This is a genomic window from Lactobacillus gallinarum DSM 10532 = JCM 2011 (assembly GCF_001434975.1).
Taxonomy (GTDB): domain Bacteria; phylum Bacillota; class Bacilli; order Lactobacillales; family Lactobacillaceae; genus Lactobacillus; species Lactobacillus gallinarum.
This window is the reverse complement of the sequence record NZ_AZEL01000041.1, coordinates 59,656-77,026: the sequence shown is the minus strand read 5'-3', so window position 1 is coordinate 77,026 and position 17,371 is coordinate 59,656. Positions and strand designations below refer to the sequence as shown.

Genomic DNA, 17,371 nt, shown 5'->3' with positions numbered 1-17,371 from the left:
CAGATGGACTTTTTATTTTTCTAAAGTGTTCAATTTGATTTTACAATCGGCGAAAAATTATAAGTTTAAAAAAGTAGACTATCATTTGTAAAATTTGAATAATAAGAAAATGCTTCGATCACGAAAAGATTTGAAGCATTTTTTAATGGTATTTTACTTTAAATTAAATAAATTATGTTAAGTTAATTTTGGTAGTCACTTTTTGTGAAAATAGCATATAATATCAATAAAAATTAAAATTGGTAGGAAAGAAAAATGAAATTAGAAAAAGCACCTGTTTTAAATTTATTTAGATTAGAAATAGATCCAAAAAATCATGAAAATTATACTCAAAAAGTAGAAGAGTATATGTTAAATGCCGATCATGCCTTGTTTATGCAGAGTGGTCATGAAGATCAAAAAGAATATAAGAACTACTTGATCGAAAGCTACCAAGATGATGCTGCTTATCAACAACACGAAGATACAAGTCAGGTTCAACAATTTGAACATAATCTGAAAGATATTGTGACTAGTCAAGTTAAAGTTGAATTATATCCTGAATTTATCTCAACTAAACCTGAAAAGTTAGCTGTTACGCACGACAATGATTACGTGGTTTATTTAACCGAAATTGGTGTACAATTGGGCAAAGGTGATGAATTTGCCAATGCGGTAATGAAAGAAATGAAAACTGCGGTTGAAAAAGAAGATGGAATTTTGGCTATGATTGCCGGTACTATTATGAATCAACCTAATGAATGGTTTTCACTAGAGGTATACCGGACTGAAGAAGCATATGAAAAGCATCTAAAGACTAAGCATTTTAAAAAGTATCTTGAAGCTACTAAGTATTCCGTAGAAAGTAAGGGACTACATTTGCTTAAGCCTGACTGTATAGTAGATCAGGGAGAAATTTTTTATAGACCATAACAAAAAAGCAAGTTATTTGATTGAAATAGCTTGCTTTTAAATTATCTACGATTATTATGATTTCTTATTTTAACGGGAAGAGGTTTATTAACTAATGTAGAACTAATAGCCATAATCCCTGCAGCTGCCAAAGTAGCTGCAATAATTATTAATTTAATCAATATTATTTTCCTTTCAATAAGTTATCTATAATGTAACAATCAAATCTTAAGAATTTATATTGAAAAATTAATAGAATGATTAAGAATAGGACTATGCAAAATTAAACTTACCAAGTAAAATTGTATTAGAGTCAAGTCTAATGCTATTCCCGAAGTCAATCTATTTACTAAAAGTAAATGATTGGCTTTTTTGTTTAAAGTTGATATACAATTACGTAATCATGATTATGTAAACTAATCTTCAGCGATAAAGTTTTCGTAAATGGTTTTAATAACTGCTTCTTCATCTTTACGTCTAGTGCCAATCATAATTGAAATTTGTGATGCACCTTGGTTAATCATTTGAATAGAAATATCTTTTTTACCAAGAGGATAAAGAAGACTGGCACAAAGGGTTAGTTTATCTTTCATCCCTTCACCAACGACCATTGTAATAGCATAATCATCAATCCACTGCATTTGATCTGGATTCAAACTAGTTTGAATTTCATTGCAAATCACGTCAATTAATTGGTCATTTAATGCATCCTTCTTAAAAATTACAGTTAAATCATCAATCCCAGAGGGCATATGTTCGTAAGAGACGTGGTGTCGATTAAAGATTTCCATTAATTTTAGAGTAAAACCAGCACCCTTATTCAACATGTATTTTCTTAAATAAAGAGCTGCAAAATTTTTGCCACCAGCGATGCCGGTTATCGTCTTTTTAGCTGTGAATCCTTCTTCCGGTACAATTAAAGTACCGGGCTTTTCTGGAGCATTTGTATTTTTAACGTTAACTGGAATTTCTCCTTGAATGGCAGGAATCAAAGCTTCGTCATGAAAAACGGAAAAACCGGCATATGATAATTCTCGCATTTCCTGGTAGGTCATTTTTTTAATAGGCTTAGGATGGTCAATGATATTAGGATTTGCGGAGAAAATAGCATCAACATCAGTAAAGTTTTCGTATAAATCTGCATTAAATCCACGAGCTAGAATGGCGCCAGTAATGTCAGAACCTCCCCGTGAAAATGTGGCAATATGTGCTGACGGAGTAATACCATAAAAACCTGGGAAAATAATTCGCTCGTCTTTATTTAATTTAATTCTTTTCAAATTTACATATGTCTCAGGATTAACCTCTGCATTATTAGGAGTACCAGTAACTATCAAACCGACATCTTTAGGTTCTAAAAAACGAGTTTTGATCCCTTGATGGTTAAGGATTTTAGTAATTAACATGGCATTTAGGCGTTCGCCATGTGCTTTAAAAGCAGCCATTCTATAGTCAGCATTCGGATAATCGAGTTGAGGTAAAGTTAATAGCAGTCGCTTAATTTCGCTTAGTTCTTTTTCAGGTAGATTAAAATATTGAGCAATTAATTCATAACGCTTGAAAATTTTATTAGCGATATCATTGTAATTGTTGCTTCTTAAACTAGCATAGGCGTATGTAATTAATAGATCAGTTACTTTAATATCATCGTCATTTCTTTTACCAGGTGCAGAAACCACAATTACTTTACGTTCTGGATCATCTTTAATGATTTTTAACGCTTTATCTACGTTGTTGCCTGTAGCAAGCGATGAACCACCAAATTTTACAACTTTCATATTTTTCCCTCGAATTATTTTAAGTCTAAAATTGAACTAATTACTAATTCCATATTTTGTGGCTCGATTACTTTTTCTAAGCTTGGTTTACGATCAAATAATGTTCGCACGCCAATCGATAATTGACCGCCTAATTCCTCGTAGAGCTTTTTAATTGCGGCAATACCTGTTTGAGGACAAACGCGTCCTGTGATAGCTTCATACACTGTTTCTGGAAATTTATATGGACTTGCGGTTGAAACAATTACCATTGGAGTCGTATCACCAGTTTTTTCTTGGTATTGATGAGCAACATATGAGCCAACAGCGGTATGGGGATCGATGACGTAGCGATCATAATTGTAGATGCGGTTAATTTCTTTAACTACTTGTCTTTCCGTCGCAAAATCAGCTGCAAAAATGTCCTGAAGTTTTGAAAGGATGTCATCACTAATGTGATAGTGGCCGCGTTGAGTTAATTGATTCATTAAACTATTGATTTGTTGATGGTCGCCGTCGTAAAGGTCAAATAATAGTCTCTCAAGATTGCTGGAAACTAAGATATCCATTGCAGGTGCATTGGTCAAATGGAATTTGCGACGACGGTCATATTCACCATTTTTAAAGAAATCAGTCAGTACATTATTTTCATTTGAAGCACAAATTAGTTTCTTAATTGGCAAACCTAGTTTTTTAGCATAATAACCTGCTAAAATATCTCCAAAATTGCCAGTAGGTACAGAAAAGTTAATCTGATCACCTAATTTAATTTCTTGTCTGCGTACTAATTGACCATATGTATAAAGATAGTATGAGATTTGTGGTACAAGACGACCAATATTCATTGAGTTGGCTGAAGAGAATTGATAGCCATTTTTATTCAACTGAGTCTTAAATTTAGTATCATTGAAGATTTTCTTTACTTCGGTTTGTGCATCATCAAAATTGCCTTTAATAGCGATTGCTTGGAGGTTGTCTCCGTGTTGACTAAGCATCTGACGAAGTTGAACTGGACTAACGCCACCTTCAGGATAAAAGACAATAACGTTAGTACCTTGTTGATTGGCAAAACCACGCATAGAAGCGGTCCCCGTGTCTCCAGAGGTTGCAGTCAGGATAATAATGTCACGATCAATTTTTTCGATTTGCACAGCACGTGTCATTAATTGCGGCAACATTTGCAAAGCAATATCTTTAAAGGCAAGAGTTGGTCCGTGGAATAATTCCATGTAGAAGTTATGATCATGCTTTTCAATCGGAACAATGCTGCGATCATCCCATTGTTCACTGTATGCATTAAGTACAGCGCTTTGAATCTGTTCTTTGGAATAATCATCAAAAAACAAACTAATTACCATTGCAGCTATTTGTTTATAAGATAATTTTGGCAAATCTTCTAATTTAAAATTTGCATGAGGAAAATCTGTTGGAACATATAAGCCACCGTCTGGCGCTAAGCCTTGAATAATAGCGGCAGCTGAATTTAACGTATTTTCTTTTGAACCTCGAGTACTACGATATTTCATAAAGCATCTTCCTATTCTTAAGTCTTAATTAATATATTAAACATTGTAACTTGTTTTTACCATATGTTACAATCATAAAAAATAAGAAAAGAATTAAAAAAGAGTGATAGATAAAGATGACAATAAAAATAGCGTTACTTGGGTTAGGAACAGTAGGTTCTGGTATTTTAGACATTATAAAAAGTGATAATGGAAAAATTGAACAGACAAGTGGGCAAAAGATTGTTGTTAAAAAAGCCCTCGTTCGAAATAAAGAAAAGTATCAAAAATTTGCACATTCAGTTAATATAATTACTGATTTTAATGATATTTTAAGCGATCCCGAAATTGAAATCGTGGCAGAATTGATGGGTGGATTACATCCCGCAAAAGAATATATTAGTGAGGCATTGCGTGCCGGTAAGAATGTAGTAACCGCTAATAAAGATCTGATGGCTGCTTTTGGAACGGAATTAATTAAACTGGCCCAAGATAATCGTTGTGACTTAATGTATGATGCAAGTGTTGCTGGAGGCATCCCGATTTTACGAACATTAAGTGATTCTTATGTTGGAGACCATATTTTAGAAATTCAAGGTATTGTTAATGGCACAACAAATTATATTTTGTCGCAAATGAATAAAAAGGGACTAAGCTACGAAACTGCCTTGAAACATGCGCAAGAACTGGGTTTTGCGGAAGCAGATCCAACTAATGATGTCACAGGTAAAGATGCTGCATATAAAATGATTTTGTTGTGTCAATTTGCTTTTGGTGCACATGTTAAGATTACTGATTTCAATGTTGAGGGAATAGACCATTTACAAGACTTTGATTTGCAACAAGTTAAAGAATTGGGATATCCGATTAAGCTAATTGGCATTGCTAAAAAGGTGGCGGATAAATTATTTGTAGAAGTTGCTCCGTGTCTTTTGCCTGCAGATAGCTTAATGGCAAATATAGAAAATGAGATTAATGCTTTACAAATTAAAAGTCGAAATTTGGGAACGGCATTATTAACCGGACCGGGAGCAGGTAGTTTAGCCACTGCCAATTCGGTTATGAATGATATTGTTAGTGAAGTTAAAAATCTGGTTAATAAAACTAATGGCCAATTATTCAACCGATTTTCTAGTAAAGATTCTTTGATTATTACTAAAGATATTAAAAATCCATATTATTTATCGTTTAAACAAGAAAAAGTTGCTCATTTGACTAATATTCTTGATGAATTAGGGATAGAGATTCAAGAATTAAAGCAAATAGAGGATAGAACTATCGTAATAACTAAGGCTATTAATCAACTGCAATTAGAGAAATTGAGCGCTGCTAATGTAAAACTAATGGCCAAATATAAGATTTTATAATGGAGGAGTTATAAAAATGATTATTAAGACACCAGCTTCAACTGCCAATTTAGGACCGGGTTTCGATTCTTTAGGTATGGCCGTATCGCTTTATTTAGAAGTGGAAGTATTAAACATCTCTGATCATTTTCAGGTGGATCATGTGATGCCAGATATTCCCCATGATGAAAATAATTTAATTGTGAAAACGGCTTTAACAGTTTATCCAGGATTGCAACCTCTTCATTTACGAGTAAAAAGTGATATTCCATTAGCGCATGGCTTAGGAAGCAGCTCTAGTGCAATTGCTGCAGGAATTGAATTGGCTAATCATTTTGGTAAGTTAAATTTGTCAGATAAAGAAAAAGTACAAATTGGAGCAAAAATTGAGGGCCATCCAGATAATATTGCGCCAACAATTTTAGGTGGTTTAATTATTGGAACGGAAATTGACAATCATTTTGATACTATTAAAGCACCGTTGCCTAATTTCTCCTTGGTGGCTTATGTGCCGGAATATAATTTGCCTACAAAGAAATCACGTAATGTTTTGCCTGAACATCTGGATTTTAAGACAGCTACACATGGTTCAGCTATTGCTAATACTCTGGTAGCAAGCTTATTTACACAAGAGTATCAAATGGCAGGCGAGCTCATGGAAAATGATGTTTTTCATGAAAAGTATCGTGAACGGCTTGTACCAGAGCTTTTGCAAGTCCGTGAGGTTGCACATCAAAAGCATGCTTTAGCAACATATTTAAGTGGTGCAGGTTCAACGATTATGACCTGGATTGAAGATGAACATGTTAAAGGCTTTTTATCAGGTTTGAGAAAACACGGATTAAAAGATAAGACATTAGTACTTAAACCAGATAATAATGGCGTCCAAATAATTGAAGATTAATAAAATGACCTTGATTAACTAAAATCAAGGTCATTTTTTAATTATCGAAAGTTTCGATAAATGAATCGCCGTCTACAAGTACTCGTTTGGCATTGACAGCGTACCAATATGGAATAACTACAGTATTATCTTCTTTTTCTAATTCACAATCGGCTATATCTAGAACTTCATCTAATTTATTTTCTGGAACTTGAGGATAAAGTTTAAGAAAAGCTTCTTTGGTCATGCCATTTTTCTTGAAGCCGCTACTTGGGTAATTATCTATAGTAATATCTTGAAAATCGGAGAGATCGTATATAGGTTTAAAGTCATCATCAAAATATTTTATTTCAATATTTTCAATTTCCATAAATGCACCAAGTTGATTAGCCATGTGAGGTAATTTGTTAGCTAATTGTTCAATTGTAAAGCCATTAGTAGTATCTGCTTGTTCACGATGGTGCTTGAGCCATGCCTGCCTTATATCATGAGCATCGCTACGTTTTAAGATAATATTTTTAACCCTTTTAATTAAATCTTCGTGTTTTTTAACAGCTTTTTGCCATTCGATTCTACTAGGATATAGCTGTCTGTAACTAACAGGGAAGGGACGATTAATAATATTGAAAATAAAGTTTAGCTTATCTGTAGGATAAGACTCTAACTCATTTTCTCGCCAAACTAATTGATAATATGAACTCATCGAAATCCGCCTTTCTATTTAACTAAATTATAAACTTTAATTAAATGAAGCGGCAGAAAAGGGGCAAACTTTTGAAGAAATTGAATAAATAAAATAAGCCTACATTGGCGATATCTAACCAATATAGGCTTATTAATAAATTGTATTTAAACAATCTCTTGCTCCTTGAAGCGTCCATAGACCTTCTCAACTTCACTTACGCTCATAAAGGCATATGGATCTGCTTTTTGAACAATTTGACGAATGTCATACATATCGTAACGATCGATGATCGTGATCAAAACAGTCTTTTCAATATGGCTATATGCACCTTCAGCATCATGCAAAATAGTTATCCCGCGGTGCATCCGGCTTTGAATACCATCGATAATATGTTGGGGATGCTGAGTTACAATCATTACTTGCATCTTCTGGTGTTGCGTATAGACAGCATCGATTACTCGGCCATTGATAAAAATTGTTAAGGCGGAGTATAAAGCACGTGTCCAACCGAACATGTAACCAGCAGCGGCAATAATGATTAGATTGATAAAGATATTGAATTTACCGTAGCTAATCCCAGTTTTTTGTCTGATGACAATTCCGATAATATCTAAACCACCGGTTGAAATTCCATTTTTAAGTGCTAAACCTGTACCGATACCATTAATTGAAGCACCGAAGATGGCACAGACAAGTGGGTCTAGACGCATTTGCCATGGCTGAATCCAATGCATCATGAACGAACCTAAAACAACGGCTACAATAGTAAAAAATGTAAATTTATGACCAATTTTGAACCATGCCAAAATGAATAATGGAAAGTTCAATATAAAGTACATAAATGATGTTGTTAATGTGAAGGGAAGATAACGTTCACTGACTGTGTTGATTAACTGAGCAAATCCTGTGATCCCGGATGAATACATGTGTCCAGGTGTCCAGAAAAAATTCAATGCAATAGCAACAGCAATTGAATAAAAGAAAGCAGCAGATAATTTTGAAAGAAAATTATAGCGTCTGTTAAATTTATCTAATTGATCCATATATGTTCCTTTTTACTAACTATAAATACTGATATATCAAACTTTCTATAAAATGCTGTGCAACATTTGTGCAACGAAATTATGTTTAATGAATGATATACTAAGTTTAACAAAAGTTGTGTCAGGGACCAATAAAAAATTCCTATACTACAAATATTTTATTTGCCGAGTATAGAAATTTTTACTTTGAATATCCTTGATTATGTTAAGTGCTATTTATTTTCATTATAATATTTTTTGATTGCATTAATAGGATTTAGCCAAGTGCCATTATCAACGTTCCAGTTTTTGCATGGGAAACCATGTTTATTAATGTAATCTTTGTTGGTTTTAGTTAATCCTAAATGTAAATGAGAGCCGGTCATTTTGCCGATCTTTTGACCGGCTTTAATCTTTTGACCTTTCTTAACGTAAATGTCTTTCTTTTTAGTAAATCCTTCTTGGTAAACTTCAACGTATTTATCAGGACTGATTACCCAAATGAACCAACCAAGTCCGCTACCGTAAGCAACTTTTTTAACAGTACCTGCGTGAATAGCATAAACGTTAGAACGTCCAACTTCAGAATAACCAAAGTCCCAACCATCATGGAAATAATAAGGTGGGTTAGAAGAACGCATATAATCAGTCATACCAAAAGTTTGAGCTTTAAACATTGAACGCACGCCATGTTTTTCACAAACTTTGAATGGATAGCACCATTTATATGTTTTCTTTTCTTTAACATTTTCTGTAGTGACTGCGAGGGAAGAGTCTTCCGCTGTGTCTGCAGACACGACATTTGCAATATTAAAACTTGAACCTACTAAAACTGTCCCCAATAAAGTAATAATTGTTTTACGAAATTTCATCTATAGTAATTTCAGGCTGCGCCTGATTATTCATCCTCTCTATATGATCTAGACTATTGTAGCGCATTTGTTTTACGAGATAGTTACAAATTTCTTTCTAACGTATATAAGTTAAAATTAGTCCAAAAGAAAATCACTCTGAAAGAACTTCAAGAGTGATTTGAAATTATTTAGTTATCTGATTATTTTGCATAGTCATCAATGCCCAAGTGTTCCAGAATAAGAGCTGCTGTTTCTTCAATTGAACGGTGAGCAACATTGATTACGTAACAGCCTAGCTTCTTGTAAAGTTCTTGAGCTGATTCAAGTTCCTTGTTGATTGAATCCATGTTGGAGTAAGTAGTATCAGGGTTTAGACCATAAGCAATCATTCTTTGACGTCTGATTTCGTTTAAAACAGATGGGTCATTGGTTAAACCGATAATCTTTTTAGGATCGATTTCGTAGATTTCCTTTGGAATATGAGTTTCTGGAACTAAAGGTAAGTTAGCAACTTTTAAATTCTTGTTAGCTAAGAATAGTGAAAGTGGAGTCTTTGAAGTACGTGATACCCCAAGTAACACTACATCTGCTTCTAAGAATCCTTTTGGATCTTTACCATCATCGTACATTACGGCAAATTCCATTGCAGAAATTCTGTCAAAGTACTTTTGGTTTAAGCTGTGTTGTGCTCCGATCTTTTGATCAGGAGTCATATGAGTAGTTTGTTGAATTGCCTCAACTACTGGTGAAAAGATGTCAACGCATTGAATGTTATGCTCACGTGCAAATTTAATTACGGGCATTTGCATCTCATCTTTTACTAAACTATAAATGATCACTAAATTAGGATATTTTTCGATCTCCTCCAAGACTTCATCAAGTTTATCCTTGCTAGTAATAAATGGATAACGACGATAATTAATTTGGGCCTTTGGAAATTCGGCGGCAGCAGCAGTAGCGTTGCTGAATGCAGTATCACCAGCGGCATCTGAAATAATGATGATATTTACTTCATTTTGGTCTTTTGTTTCTGCCATATAATAGCACCTCTTTCTGAAATAATTATACTATTAATGAAAGCGGATTAACAAGGAAATTCGTTAAGCTAACATGTAACAATTATATAGAATGATTAGATTTAAATTTAAGGTTAAATAAAACTGATAAAATGTAAGGGCTTAAAAATATCCCGGATTTTATAAAAAATATTATAAGAATGTATTGACCCGTAAAATTAGTTTGGTATAATTTAAATAAATGTATGGCGTAACGCCAAGAAATGGAAGGAGGGATCACACATGGCTAAGACAATCGTTCACGAAAACGAGTCTATTGATGATGCTCTTCGTCGTTTCAAGCGTTCCGTTTCAAGAAGTGGTACCTTACAAGAATACCGCAAACGCGAATTCTACGAAAAACCAAGTGTTCGTAGAAAGTTAAAGTCTGAAGCTGCACGCAAGCGTAGACATTATTAATATACTGAAAGCTCACCCGGGAATGGGTGAGTTTTTTTATACTTTCATTTTAGTTATGCGTATAGTTTGTTATAATACTATTGGGTTTTTAATAGAAAGAAGGATGCATATTGAGTTTGTCAGATAAGATCATGACTGATATGAAAACAGCCATGAAAAATCATGATAAGACTACGCTTAATACTGTCCGGATGATTAAATCTGCTTTGATGAATGAAAAAATCAAGTTGGGACATGATTTAACTCCAGATGAAGAATTAACGGTTCTTAATCGTGAGAAAAAGCAAAGAGAAGAATCAATCGAGGAATTTACTAAAGCTAAACGTACTGAATTAGTTGAAGAAACTAAGAAGGAATTAGCTGTAGTAGAAAAGTATATGCCTAAACAAATGCGCAAGGAAGAACTTGAATCTGCTGTTAAGGAAACGATTGATGAAGTTGGTGCCAAAGGTAAGTCTGATTTTGGTAAAGTAATGAAAGCATTGATGCCAAAAATTAAAGGACGTGCCGATGGCAAGGCTGCTTCACAAACAGTTCGTGATCAGCTGAATTAGTAGTAACAAGAAGGAGCGGGTCTTTTTGGCTCAAACAACTTTTATACCTCAAAAGGTAGAAGACATTCAAAAATTAGTTGGAGTTAATGATGGAAATCTAAAGCTTCTTTCAGAGGGTTATGATTTGTCTATTTCGGATACTGGCAATGAGATTGTAATTGTTGGAGATGATGAGGCAAATATTAAAAAGGCTATTGCTGTTTTAAAAGCGTTAGACAATGTTGTGAATACCGGCGTTAACGTTGGTGCGCCCGACACTGTGAGTGCGATGAAGATGGCGGATAAGGGTACAACTGAGTACTTTGCAGATCTGTATAAAAAGGTTTTAATTCGGGATGCTAAAGGTAGACCAATTAGAGTCAAAAATATGGGTCAAAAGCGTTATGTTGAAGCCATTGATAAATCTGATGTTGTTTTTGGAATAGGACCAGCCGGAACAGGTAAAACTTTTTTGGCTGTTGTCTGTGCAATCGCTGCCTTTAAAAGGGGTGAAGTTTCCCGCATAATTTTGACTAGACCAGCTGTAGAAGCTGGCGAGTCATTAGGCTTTTTGCCAGGAGATCTAAAAGAAAAAGTTGATCCTTACTTAAGACCAATTTACGATTCTTTGTACGCTATTCTTGGTACTAATACGACTGACCGCTTGATGGAACGTGGTGTAATTGAGGTTGCCCCACTTGCTTACATGCGTGGACGTACTCTTGATGATGCCTTTGTAATTCTTGATGAAGCCCAAAATACTACAGATGCACAGATGAAGATGTTCTTAACACGTCTTGGATTCAACTCTAAGATGGTCGTAAATGGAGATATGACTCAAGTCGATTTGCCGGGACGACAGCATAGCGGTTTGATCGATGCTAAGCATATTTTAAAGAATATCGACCAAATTAAGTTCATCAACTTCTCTGCAAATGATGTCGTTCGACATCCTGTAGTTGCCAAAATTATTACTGCTTATGAAAAAGAGGACATTAAAAATTAAAAATGGATCCAATTGATGTTACTTATCATGATGAAGTCGGATTTTTAGACGATAAGAATCGCGACTGGCAAGACTGGATTATGAAGTTATTGCTTTTAGCTAAAAAGGAAATTGGCAAAGATAATAACTTAGAAATGAGTATTAACTTTGTCGATGAAGACCGTAGTCATGAGATTAATTTGAAATATCGCGATAAAGATCGTCCAACTGATGTTATTTCTTTTGCAATAGAAGATGGTGAGGATGCAATTGATTTATCAGCTTTTGAAGATGATCCAGATTTTCAAGAAGATATTGGGGACTTGTTTATGTGTCCTAGCGTGATAAAGCGTCATAGTAAGGAATATGGTACAGGATTTGATCGAGAATTTGGCTATACAGTAGTTCATGGATTCTTACATTTAAATGGCTATGATCATATCAAACCTGATGAAGCCAAAGAAATGTTTGGCATTCAAGGAAAGGTATTGGAAGAATATGGGTTGCCATTATATCCTGATCAATTAGATGAAGGCAGAGGTAAATAGATGGAAGAAAAACAATTTAAATCTGGCTTTGTTGCTTTAGTTGGTCGACCAAATGTAGGTAAATCAACTTTAATGAACTATTTAGTAGGTCAAAAAGTAGCAATCACATCAAGTAAGCCACAAACAACGCGTAATCGTATCTCAGGTATTTATACTTCAAATAAAATGCAAGTTGTATTTGTTGACACGCCAGGTATCTTTAAACCTCATTCAAAACTTGACGATTATATGGATAAGGCTAGTTTATCTAGTTTAAATGACGTTGATTTAGTCTTATTCATGGTTGAACCTGAGGAAATTGGTAAAGGTGATCAATATATTGCTAACTTGTTAAAAGAAGTTAAGGTACCAGTATTTTTGGTAATTAACAAGGTTGATCAAATTCATCCTAATAAACTTTTGCCAATTATGGATTCATATCATAAACTTGAGGGTTTTAAAGAAATACTACCAATTTCTGCTACTCAGGGTATTGGTATTGAAGATTTACTTAATACAATTAATAAGTATTTACCAGAGGGCCCACAATATTATGGTGCTGACCAGATCACAGATCGCCCAGAATATTTTGTGGTAGCCGAACTTATTCGTGAACAAATTCTGCGACTAACTTCCCAAGAAGTGCCACATGCTACCGCAGTTGCAGTTGATCAAATGAATAAGCATCAAAATGGCAAGTTACTAATAGAAGCTACTATTTATGTGGAGAAAGATGGTCAAAAAGGCATTATTATCGGTAAAGGTGGTAAAATGCTCAAACAGATCGGTATTAATTCACGTAAAGAAATAGAGCATTTACTTGGTGAAAAAGTAAATCTACGCCTTTGGGTTAAAGTTCAACACAATTGGCGTTCAGATCCAAGCTTTTTGAAACTTATTGGCTACGACAAGAAGGAGCTTAGTTGATGGCACGTGAACTGAAAGAAGTTCAGGGCATCATTTTTAAAAGGCAAAAATATAAAGAAGCAGACTTATTAGCTAAGATCATGACTAAAGAAGATGGCATTATTACATTGATTGTGAAAGGGGCATTGAGACCAAAATCACAATTGAGTGCAGCGACATTGAATTTCTCAATGGGTACATATGTCATTTATACAAACGGTCATGGTTTAAGCAATCTGCGTACATATAAAGAAGTGAAGCAGTTTGACGGTTTGTACCGTGACTTGACGAAGAATGCTTACACTTCTTTTATTTTTGACTTAATTGATCACGCTTTTGTCGAATATCAACCTCTTGGTAAATATTATGACTTAGCGGTTTTTGCCCTGAAGAAGATTGATGCTGGTGTAGATAATGAAATGATTACGCAAATCGTACAGATGAAAATGTTAAGTGCTTTTGGAGTTGAGCCCGAATTGCGTCATTGCGTTATTTGTGGCAAGGAAAAAGGTACATTTGATTATTCGATTAAATTAGGCGGAATTATTTGCAGTGATCATTTTGCAGTAGTAAATAGTCGGCTGCATTTAATGCCTAAGCAGACTGCAGTATTGCGCACAATCGGACTTTTACCTATTAATCGGTTGGGCAATATTGAATTAAATGCTGAGACTAAAAAAGCAACTCGTAAAGCAATTGATCGTATCTATAGAGAAACAATCGATTTAAATCTGAAAACTAAAAAATTTTTAGATGAAATAAAGCTGTTTTAAAGTCTGGTTTTAACCTAATTCATGTGTTAAAATAAACACGTATTTGACGATGATGAGGATTTAAAAAAGTACTAATTTAGCGAGTGTCGATAGGTGGAAGGGCATATTAGGAAAAGGCACCTCTAGTCATATTCAATTAAGTGCAGGAAGAATACTTCCTGAATTAGGGTGGAACCGCGATAATATTTCGTCCCTATGCAAAATTTTGCATAGGCTTTTTTTATGGCCTAGCGCAGGAGGAGAATTAAGGAAAATGGCAGATAAGAAATTAAACATTCAAAATATGATCTTTAAGCTGGAACAATTCTGGTCCTCCAAAGGTTGTATGATTATGCCTTCATATGACGTTGAAAAGGGTGCAGGTACTATGAGTCCTTACACTTTTCTTCGTGCAGTTGGTCCAGAACCATGGGCAGCTTGTTATGTAGAGCCTTCTAGAAGACCTGCAGATGGTCGTTATGGTGAAAACCCTAACCGGTTATTCCAACACCACCAATTCCAAGTTGTTATTAAGCCAGCTCCTAAGGATATTCAACAATATTACTTAGACAGTTTGAAGGTTTTAGGTATCGATCCTTTGGAACACGATATTCGTTTCGTAGAAGACAACTGGGCTAATCCATCAATGGGTTGTGCCGGTGTTGGTTGGGAAGTATGGCTTGATGGTATGGAAGTTAGCCAATTTACTTACTTCCAAGTTGTTGGTGAATTAGATGTTAAGCCAACTATGAGTGAAATTACTTATGGTGTTGAAAGACTTGCATCATACATTCAAGACGTTAACAATGTCTTTGACCTTGAATGGGGCGACGGCGTACTTTACCGTGATATCTTTAAGCAACCCGAATATGAACATTCTAAGTATGCTTTTGAAGAATCAGATCAAGAACAACTTCTTAAATTCTTCGATATTTATGAATCAACTGCTAAGCGTTTACTTAGTCAAAATCTTGTACACCCAGCATACGACTATATCTTGAAGTGTTCACATACTTTCAACTTGCTTGATGCTCGTGGTGCTGTTTCAGTAACTGAACGTGCTGGTTACTTATCAAGAATTAGAAACTTGGCTCACGAAGTTGCTGTTAAGTTTGTCGAAGAACGTGAAAAGCGCGGCTTCCCATTACTTAAGAGTGCAGAAGATAAGAAAGCGGGGGTAGAAAATGGCTAAAGATTATTTATTTGAAATTGGTACTGAAGAAATGCCAGCTCACGTTGTTCCACGTAGCGTTAAGCAATTAGCTGACAGAACAAGAAAGTTTTTAAAAGAAAATGGCTTAAAATTCAAAGATATCAAGACTTTTTCAACTCCACGTCGTTTAACTCTTTTGGTAGAAGACTTAGCTGAAAAGCAAGATGATATCGATGAAATTAAAAAAGGTCCTGCAAAGAAGATTGCCCAAGATGCTGATGGTAATTGGACCAAGGCTGCACAAGGTTTTGCTCGCGGTCAAGGTATGACTACTGATGATATTTACTTCGAAGAACTTAAGGGTACTGAATATGCTTACGTTCACGTACAAAAAGAAGGTAAAAAAGCTAGCGATATCTTGCTTGGCATGAGCGATATTATTAAGGCAATGACTTTCCCAACTAAGATGCGTTGGGATTCAAATGATTTTGAATTTGTTCGTCCAATTCACTGGCTTGTATCATTATTTGGTAGCGATGTAATTCCTGTTAAGATTTTGGATATTACTGCAGGTCGTAAGACTCAAGGCCACCGCTTTTTAGGTGATTCTGTTGTCTTAGCTAATGCTGACGACTATGAAGACGCATTGAAGGATCAATACGTAATCGCTAATGCAGAAGAACGTAAAGACATGATTGTTAACCAAATGAACGAATTGGTTAAGAAGAATCATTGGCAAATTAAACCAGATAAAGATTTACTTGAAGAAGTTACTTACCTTGTTGAATATCCAACTGTTTTTGCTGGTTCATTCGATGAAAAGTACTTAAACATTCCTGATGAAGTTTTAATTACTTCAATGAAGGATAACCAAAGATACTTCGAAGTTTACGATGAAAATGGCAAGTTAATTAACCACTTTATCGCTGTTCGTAACGGTAACAAGGATTACCTTGACAACGTTATTTCTGGTAACGAGAAGGTATTGGTTGCTCGTCTAGACGATGCTCAATTCTTCTATGATGAAGACCGTAAGTATCCACTCAGCCACTTTGTTGATCGTCTTAAGAATGTTTCATTCCACGATAAGATTGGTTCAATGGCTGAAAAGATGCAACGTGTTCGCATGATTGGTGATTACCTTGCAAAGCGTTGGAATTTACCTGAAAATGTAGTTACTGATTTTGATCGTGCAAGTGAACTTTACAAGTTTGACTTAGTAACTCAAATGGTAGGTGAATTTGCAGAACTTCAAGGTGTAATGGGGATGCATTATGCTCGTCTTGCTGGCGAAGATGAAGAAGTTTCAGTTGCTATTAAAGAACACTACATGCCAGCTACAGCAGAAGGTCCACTTCCAGAAACTACAGTAGGTTCATTATTATCAGTTGCAGATAAGATTGATACTATCATTACCTTCTTTGGTGCAGGTATGATTCCTACATCATCTAATGACCCATATGCACTTCGTCGTTATGCTTATGGTATTGTTAGAATTTTGCTTAATGAAAAATGGTCACTTCCATTTAATGAAGTATTACCAGAAATCATTAACATGCTTGGTGGTGTAACTCCAGCCAAGCTTCCTAAGGGCGATGCTGAACAAGAAATAGCCGACTTTATTCGTGATCGTGTAAAGCAATACTTACAAAAGAATAAATTTAAGTATGATATTGTTGATGCTGTTCTTGCTTCAAGTCAACAAGATCCAAGTCAAATTTTAGCTGCTGCTAATGTATTGCAACTTCACCATGATGATGAAGAATTTAAGCCAGTGGTAGAAAGTTTGACTAGAATTAACAACATTTTGAAGAAGGCTAAGTTCACTGGCAAGGTTGCTGTTGATGAAAGCTTATTTGTTGATAATAGTGAAAAAGAACTTTATGCTGGTGTTCAAAACTTACAAAATATTGACAGCTTAGCTAATTTGTACCAAGGATTTGTTCATTTACAACCAGTAATTGATCAATACTTCGAAGCTAATATGATTATGGATAAAGACGAAAAAGTTAAGAATAATCGTTTAGCTCAATTGTTTGCTATTAGTGAATTAGCTGATCGTTTAGGCGATTTGAGTAAGTTGGTTATTAAATAATT

General features: G+C 34.8%; 17 protein-coding genes. 11 read left to right on the top strand and 6 right to left on the bottom strand.

From position 1 onward, the window contains the following. Nucleotides 1–255 precede the first annotated feature (255 nt). Complete coding sequence (locus FC37_RS05000; RefSeq protein ID WP_025005634.1) at nt 256–912, top strand: putative quinol monooxygenase; 657 nt, start codon at nt 256–258, stop codon at nt 910–912. A 395-nt stretch (nt 913–1,307) separates the two neighbouring features. Here FC37_RS05000 and FC37_RS04995 read toward each other — a convergent pair whose 3' ends face one another. Continuing rightward, nucleotides 1,308–2,669 (bottom strand): aspartate kinase, encoded by a 1,362-nt coding sequence (locus tag FC37_RS04995; protein WP_025005635.1) that lies wholly within the window; start codon nt 2,667–2,669, stop codon nt 1,308–1,310. 14 nt (nt 2,670–2,683) lie between these two features. After that, nucleotides 2,684–4,174, bottom strand: coding sequence for a threonine synthase (gene thrC / locus FC37_RS04990; protein WP_056945525.1), 1,491 nt, complete (start codon nt 4,172–4,174; stop codon nt 2,684–2,686). A gap of 116 nt (nt 4,175–4,290) precedes the next feature. Here thrC and FC37_RS04985 point away from each other — a divergent pair, with 116 nt between their 5' ends. Beyond that, nucleotides 4,291–5,520: a homoserine dehydrogenase gene (locus FC37_RS04985; protein ID WP_025005636.1), complete on the top strand. Its 1,230-nt coding sequence runs from the start codon at nt 4,291–4,293 to the stop codon at nt 5,518–5,520. A 16-nt stretch (nt 5,521–5,536) separates the two neighbouring features. Beyond that, nucleotides 5,537–6,403 carry a homoserine kinase gene (thrB, locus tag FC37_RS04980; RefSeq protein WP_056945524.1) on the top strand — a complete coding sequence of 289 codons (867 nt, stop codon included), beginning with the start codon at nt 5,537–5,539 and terminating at the stop codon, nt 6,401–6,403. A 37-nt stretch (nt 6,404–6,440) separates the two neighbouring features. On the opposite strand, the gene FC37_RS04975 is transcribed toward thrB, so the two are convergent. From FC37_RS04975 to FC37_RS04960, 4 genes are all read right to left on the bottom strand, one after another. Further along, nucleotides 6,441–7,085, bottom strand: coding sequence for a hypothetical protein (locus FC37_RS04975; protein ID WP_025005637.1), 645 nt, complete (start codon nt 7,083–7,085; stop codon nt 6,441–6,443). A gap of 146 nt (nt 7,086–7,231) precedes the next feature. Beyond that, nucleotides 7,232–8,110: a YitT family protein gene (locus FC37_RS04970; RefSeq protein ID WP_025005638.1), complete on the bottom strand. Its 879-nt coding sequence runs from the start codon at nt 8,108–8,110 to the stop codon at nt 7,232–7,234. A 212-nt stretch (nt 8,111–8,322) separates the two neighbouring features. Beyond that, the gene (locus tag FC37_RS04965; RefSeq protein WP_025005639.1) at nt 8,323–8,961 is read right to left on the bottom strand and encodes a M23 family metallopeptidase; all 639 of its coding nucleotides are present in this window, start codon (nt 8,959–8,961) and stop codon (nt 8,323–8,325) included. Nucleotides 8,962–9,143: 182 nt separating this feature from the next. Continuing rightward, nucleotides 9,144–9,980, bottom strand: coding sequence for a pyruvate, water dikinase regulatory protein (locus FC37_RS04960; protein ID WP_025005640.1), 837 nt, complete (start codon nt 9,978–9,980; stop codon nt 9,144–9,146). A gap of 261 nt (nt 9,981–10,241) precedes the next feature. Here FC37_RS04960 and rpsU point away from each other — a divergent pair, with 261 nt between their 5' ends. The 8 genes from rpsU (at nt 10,242) to glyS (ending at nt 17,369) form a co-directional block, all read left to right on the top strand. Next, complete coding sequence (gene rpsU / locus FC37_RS04955) at nt 10,242–10,418, top strand: 30S ribosomal protein S21 (RefSeq protein WP_002880182.1); 177 nt, start codon at nt 10,242–10,244, stop codon at nt 10,416–10,418. A 110-nt stretch (nt 10,419–10,528) separates the two neighbouring features. Further along, a complete protein-coding gene (locus FC37_RS04950) occupies nt 10,529–10,972 on the top strand; it encodes a GatB/YqeY domain-containing protein (RefSeq protein ID WP_025005641.1) in 444 nt (147 codons plus the stop codon). 25 nt (nt 10,973–10,997) lie between these two features. Beyond that, complete coding sequence (locus tag FC37_RS04945; RefSeq protein WP_056945523.1) at nt 10,998–11,957, top strand: PhoH family protein; 960 nt, start codon at nt 10,998–11,000, stop codon at nt 11,955–11,957. Between the two features lie 2 nt (nt 11,958–11,959). Beyond that, complete coding sequence (gene ybeY / locus FC37_RS04940; RefSeq protein ID WP_025005642.1) at nt 11,960–12,484, top strand: rRNA maturation RNase YbeY; 525 nt, start codon at nt 11,960–11,962, stop codon at nt 12,482–12,484. Next, on the top strand, nt 12,485–13,390 hold the full coding sequence (gene era, locus FC37_RS04935; protein ID WP_025005643.1) for a GTPase Era: 906 nt from the start codon (nt 12,485–12,487) through the stop codon (nt 13,388–13,390). Continuing rightward, nucleotides 13,390–14,142, top strand: coding sequence for a DNA repair protein RecO (recO, locus tag FC37_RS04930; protein WP_025005644.1), 753 nt, complete (start codon nt 13,390–13,392; stop codon nt 14,140–14,142). Before era ends, recO begins: the two co-directional genes overlap by 1 nt. Nucleotides 14,143–14,395: 253 nt before the next feature. Continuing rightward, nucleotides 14,396–15,313: a glycine--tRNA ligase subunit alpha gene (glyQ, locus tag FC37_RS04925; protein ID WP_056945522.1), complete on the top strand. Its 918-nt coding sequence runs from the start codon at nt 14,396–14,398 to the stop codon at nt 15,311–15,313. Further along, nucleotides 15,306–17,369, top strand: coding sequence for a glycine--tRNA ligase subunit beta (gene glyS, locus FC37_RS04920; RefSeq protein WP_025005645.1), 2,064 nt, complete (start codon nt 15,306–15,308; stop codon nt 17,367–17,369). Before glyQ ends, glyS begins: the two co-directional genes overlap by 8 nt. The last annotated feature ends 2 nt before the right edge of the window (nt 17,370–17,371 follow it).

Bases quoted from the DNA above. Each gene is read 5' to 3' on its own strand.
- FC37_RS04975 (WP_025005637.1), bottom strand. From the start codon at position 7,085: ATGAGTTCATATTATCAATTAGTTTGGCGAGAAAATGAGTTAGAGTCT.
- thrC (WP_056945525.1), bottom strand. From the start codon at position 4,174: ATGAAATATCGTAGTACTCGAGGTTCAAAAGAAAATACGTTAAATTCA.
- FC37_RS04965 (WP_025005639.1), bottom strand. From the start codon at position 8,961: ATGAAATTTCGTAAAACAATTATTACTTTATTGGGGACAGTTTTAGTA.
- recO (WP_025005644.1), top strand. From the start codon at position 13,390: ATGGCACGTGAACTGAAAGAAGTTCAGGGCATCATTTTTAAAAGGCAA.
- FC37_RS04985 (WP_025005636.1), top strand. From the start codon at position 4,291: ATGACAATAAAAATAGCGTTACTTGGGTTAGGAACAGTAGGTTCTGGT.
- FC37_RS04970 (WP_025005638.1), bottom strand. From the start codon at position 8,110: ATGGATCAATTAGATAAATTTAACAGACGCTATAATTTTCTTTCAAAA.
- glyS (WP_025005645.1), top strand. From the start codon at position 15,306: ATGGCTAAAGATTATTTATTTGAAATTGGTACTGAAGAAATGCCAGCT.
- FC37_RS04960 (WP_025005640.1), bottom strand. From the start codon at position 9,980: ATGGCAGAAACAAAAGACCAAAATGAAGTAAATATCATCATTATTTCA.
- era (WP_025005643.1), top strand. From the start codon at position 12,485: ATGGAAGAAAAACAATTTAAATCTGGCTTTGTTGCTTTAGTTGGTCGA.
- FC37_RS04995 (WP_025005635.1), bottom strand. From the start codon at position 2,669: ATGAAAGTTGTAAAATTTGGTGGTTCATCGCTTGCTACAGGCAACAAC.
- rpsU (WP_002880182.1), top strand. From the start codon at position 10,242: ATGGCTAAGACAATCGTTCACGAAAACGAGTCTATTGATGATGCTCTT.
- FC37_RS05000 (WP_025005634.1), top strand. From the start codon at position 256: ATGAAATTAGAAAAAGCACCTGTTTTAAATTTATTTAGATTAGAAATA.
- thrB (WP_056945524.1), top strand. From the start codon at position 5,537: ATGATTATTAAGACACCAGCTTCAACTGCCAATTTAGGACCGGGTTTC.
- ybeY (WP_025005642.1), top strand. From the start codon at position 11,960: ATGGATCCAATTGATGTTACTTATCATGATGAAGTCGGATTTTTAGAC.
- glyQ (WP_056945522.1), top strand. From the start codon at position 14,396: ATGGCAGATAAGAAATTAAACATTCAAAATATGATCTTTAAGCTGGAA.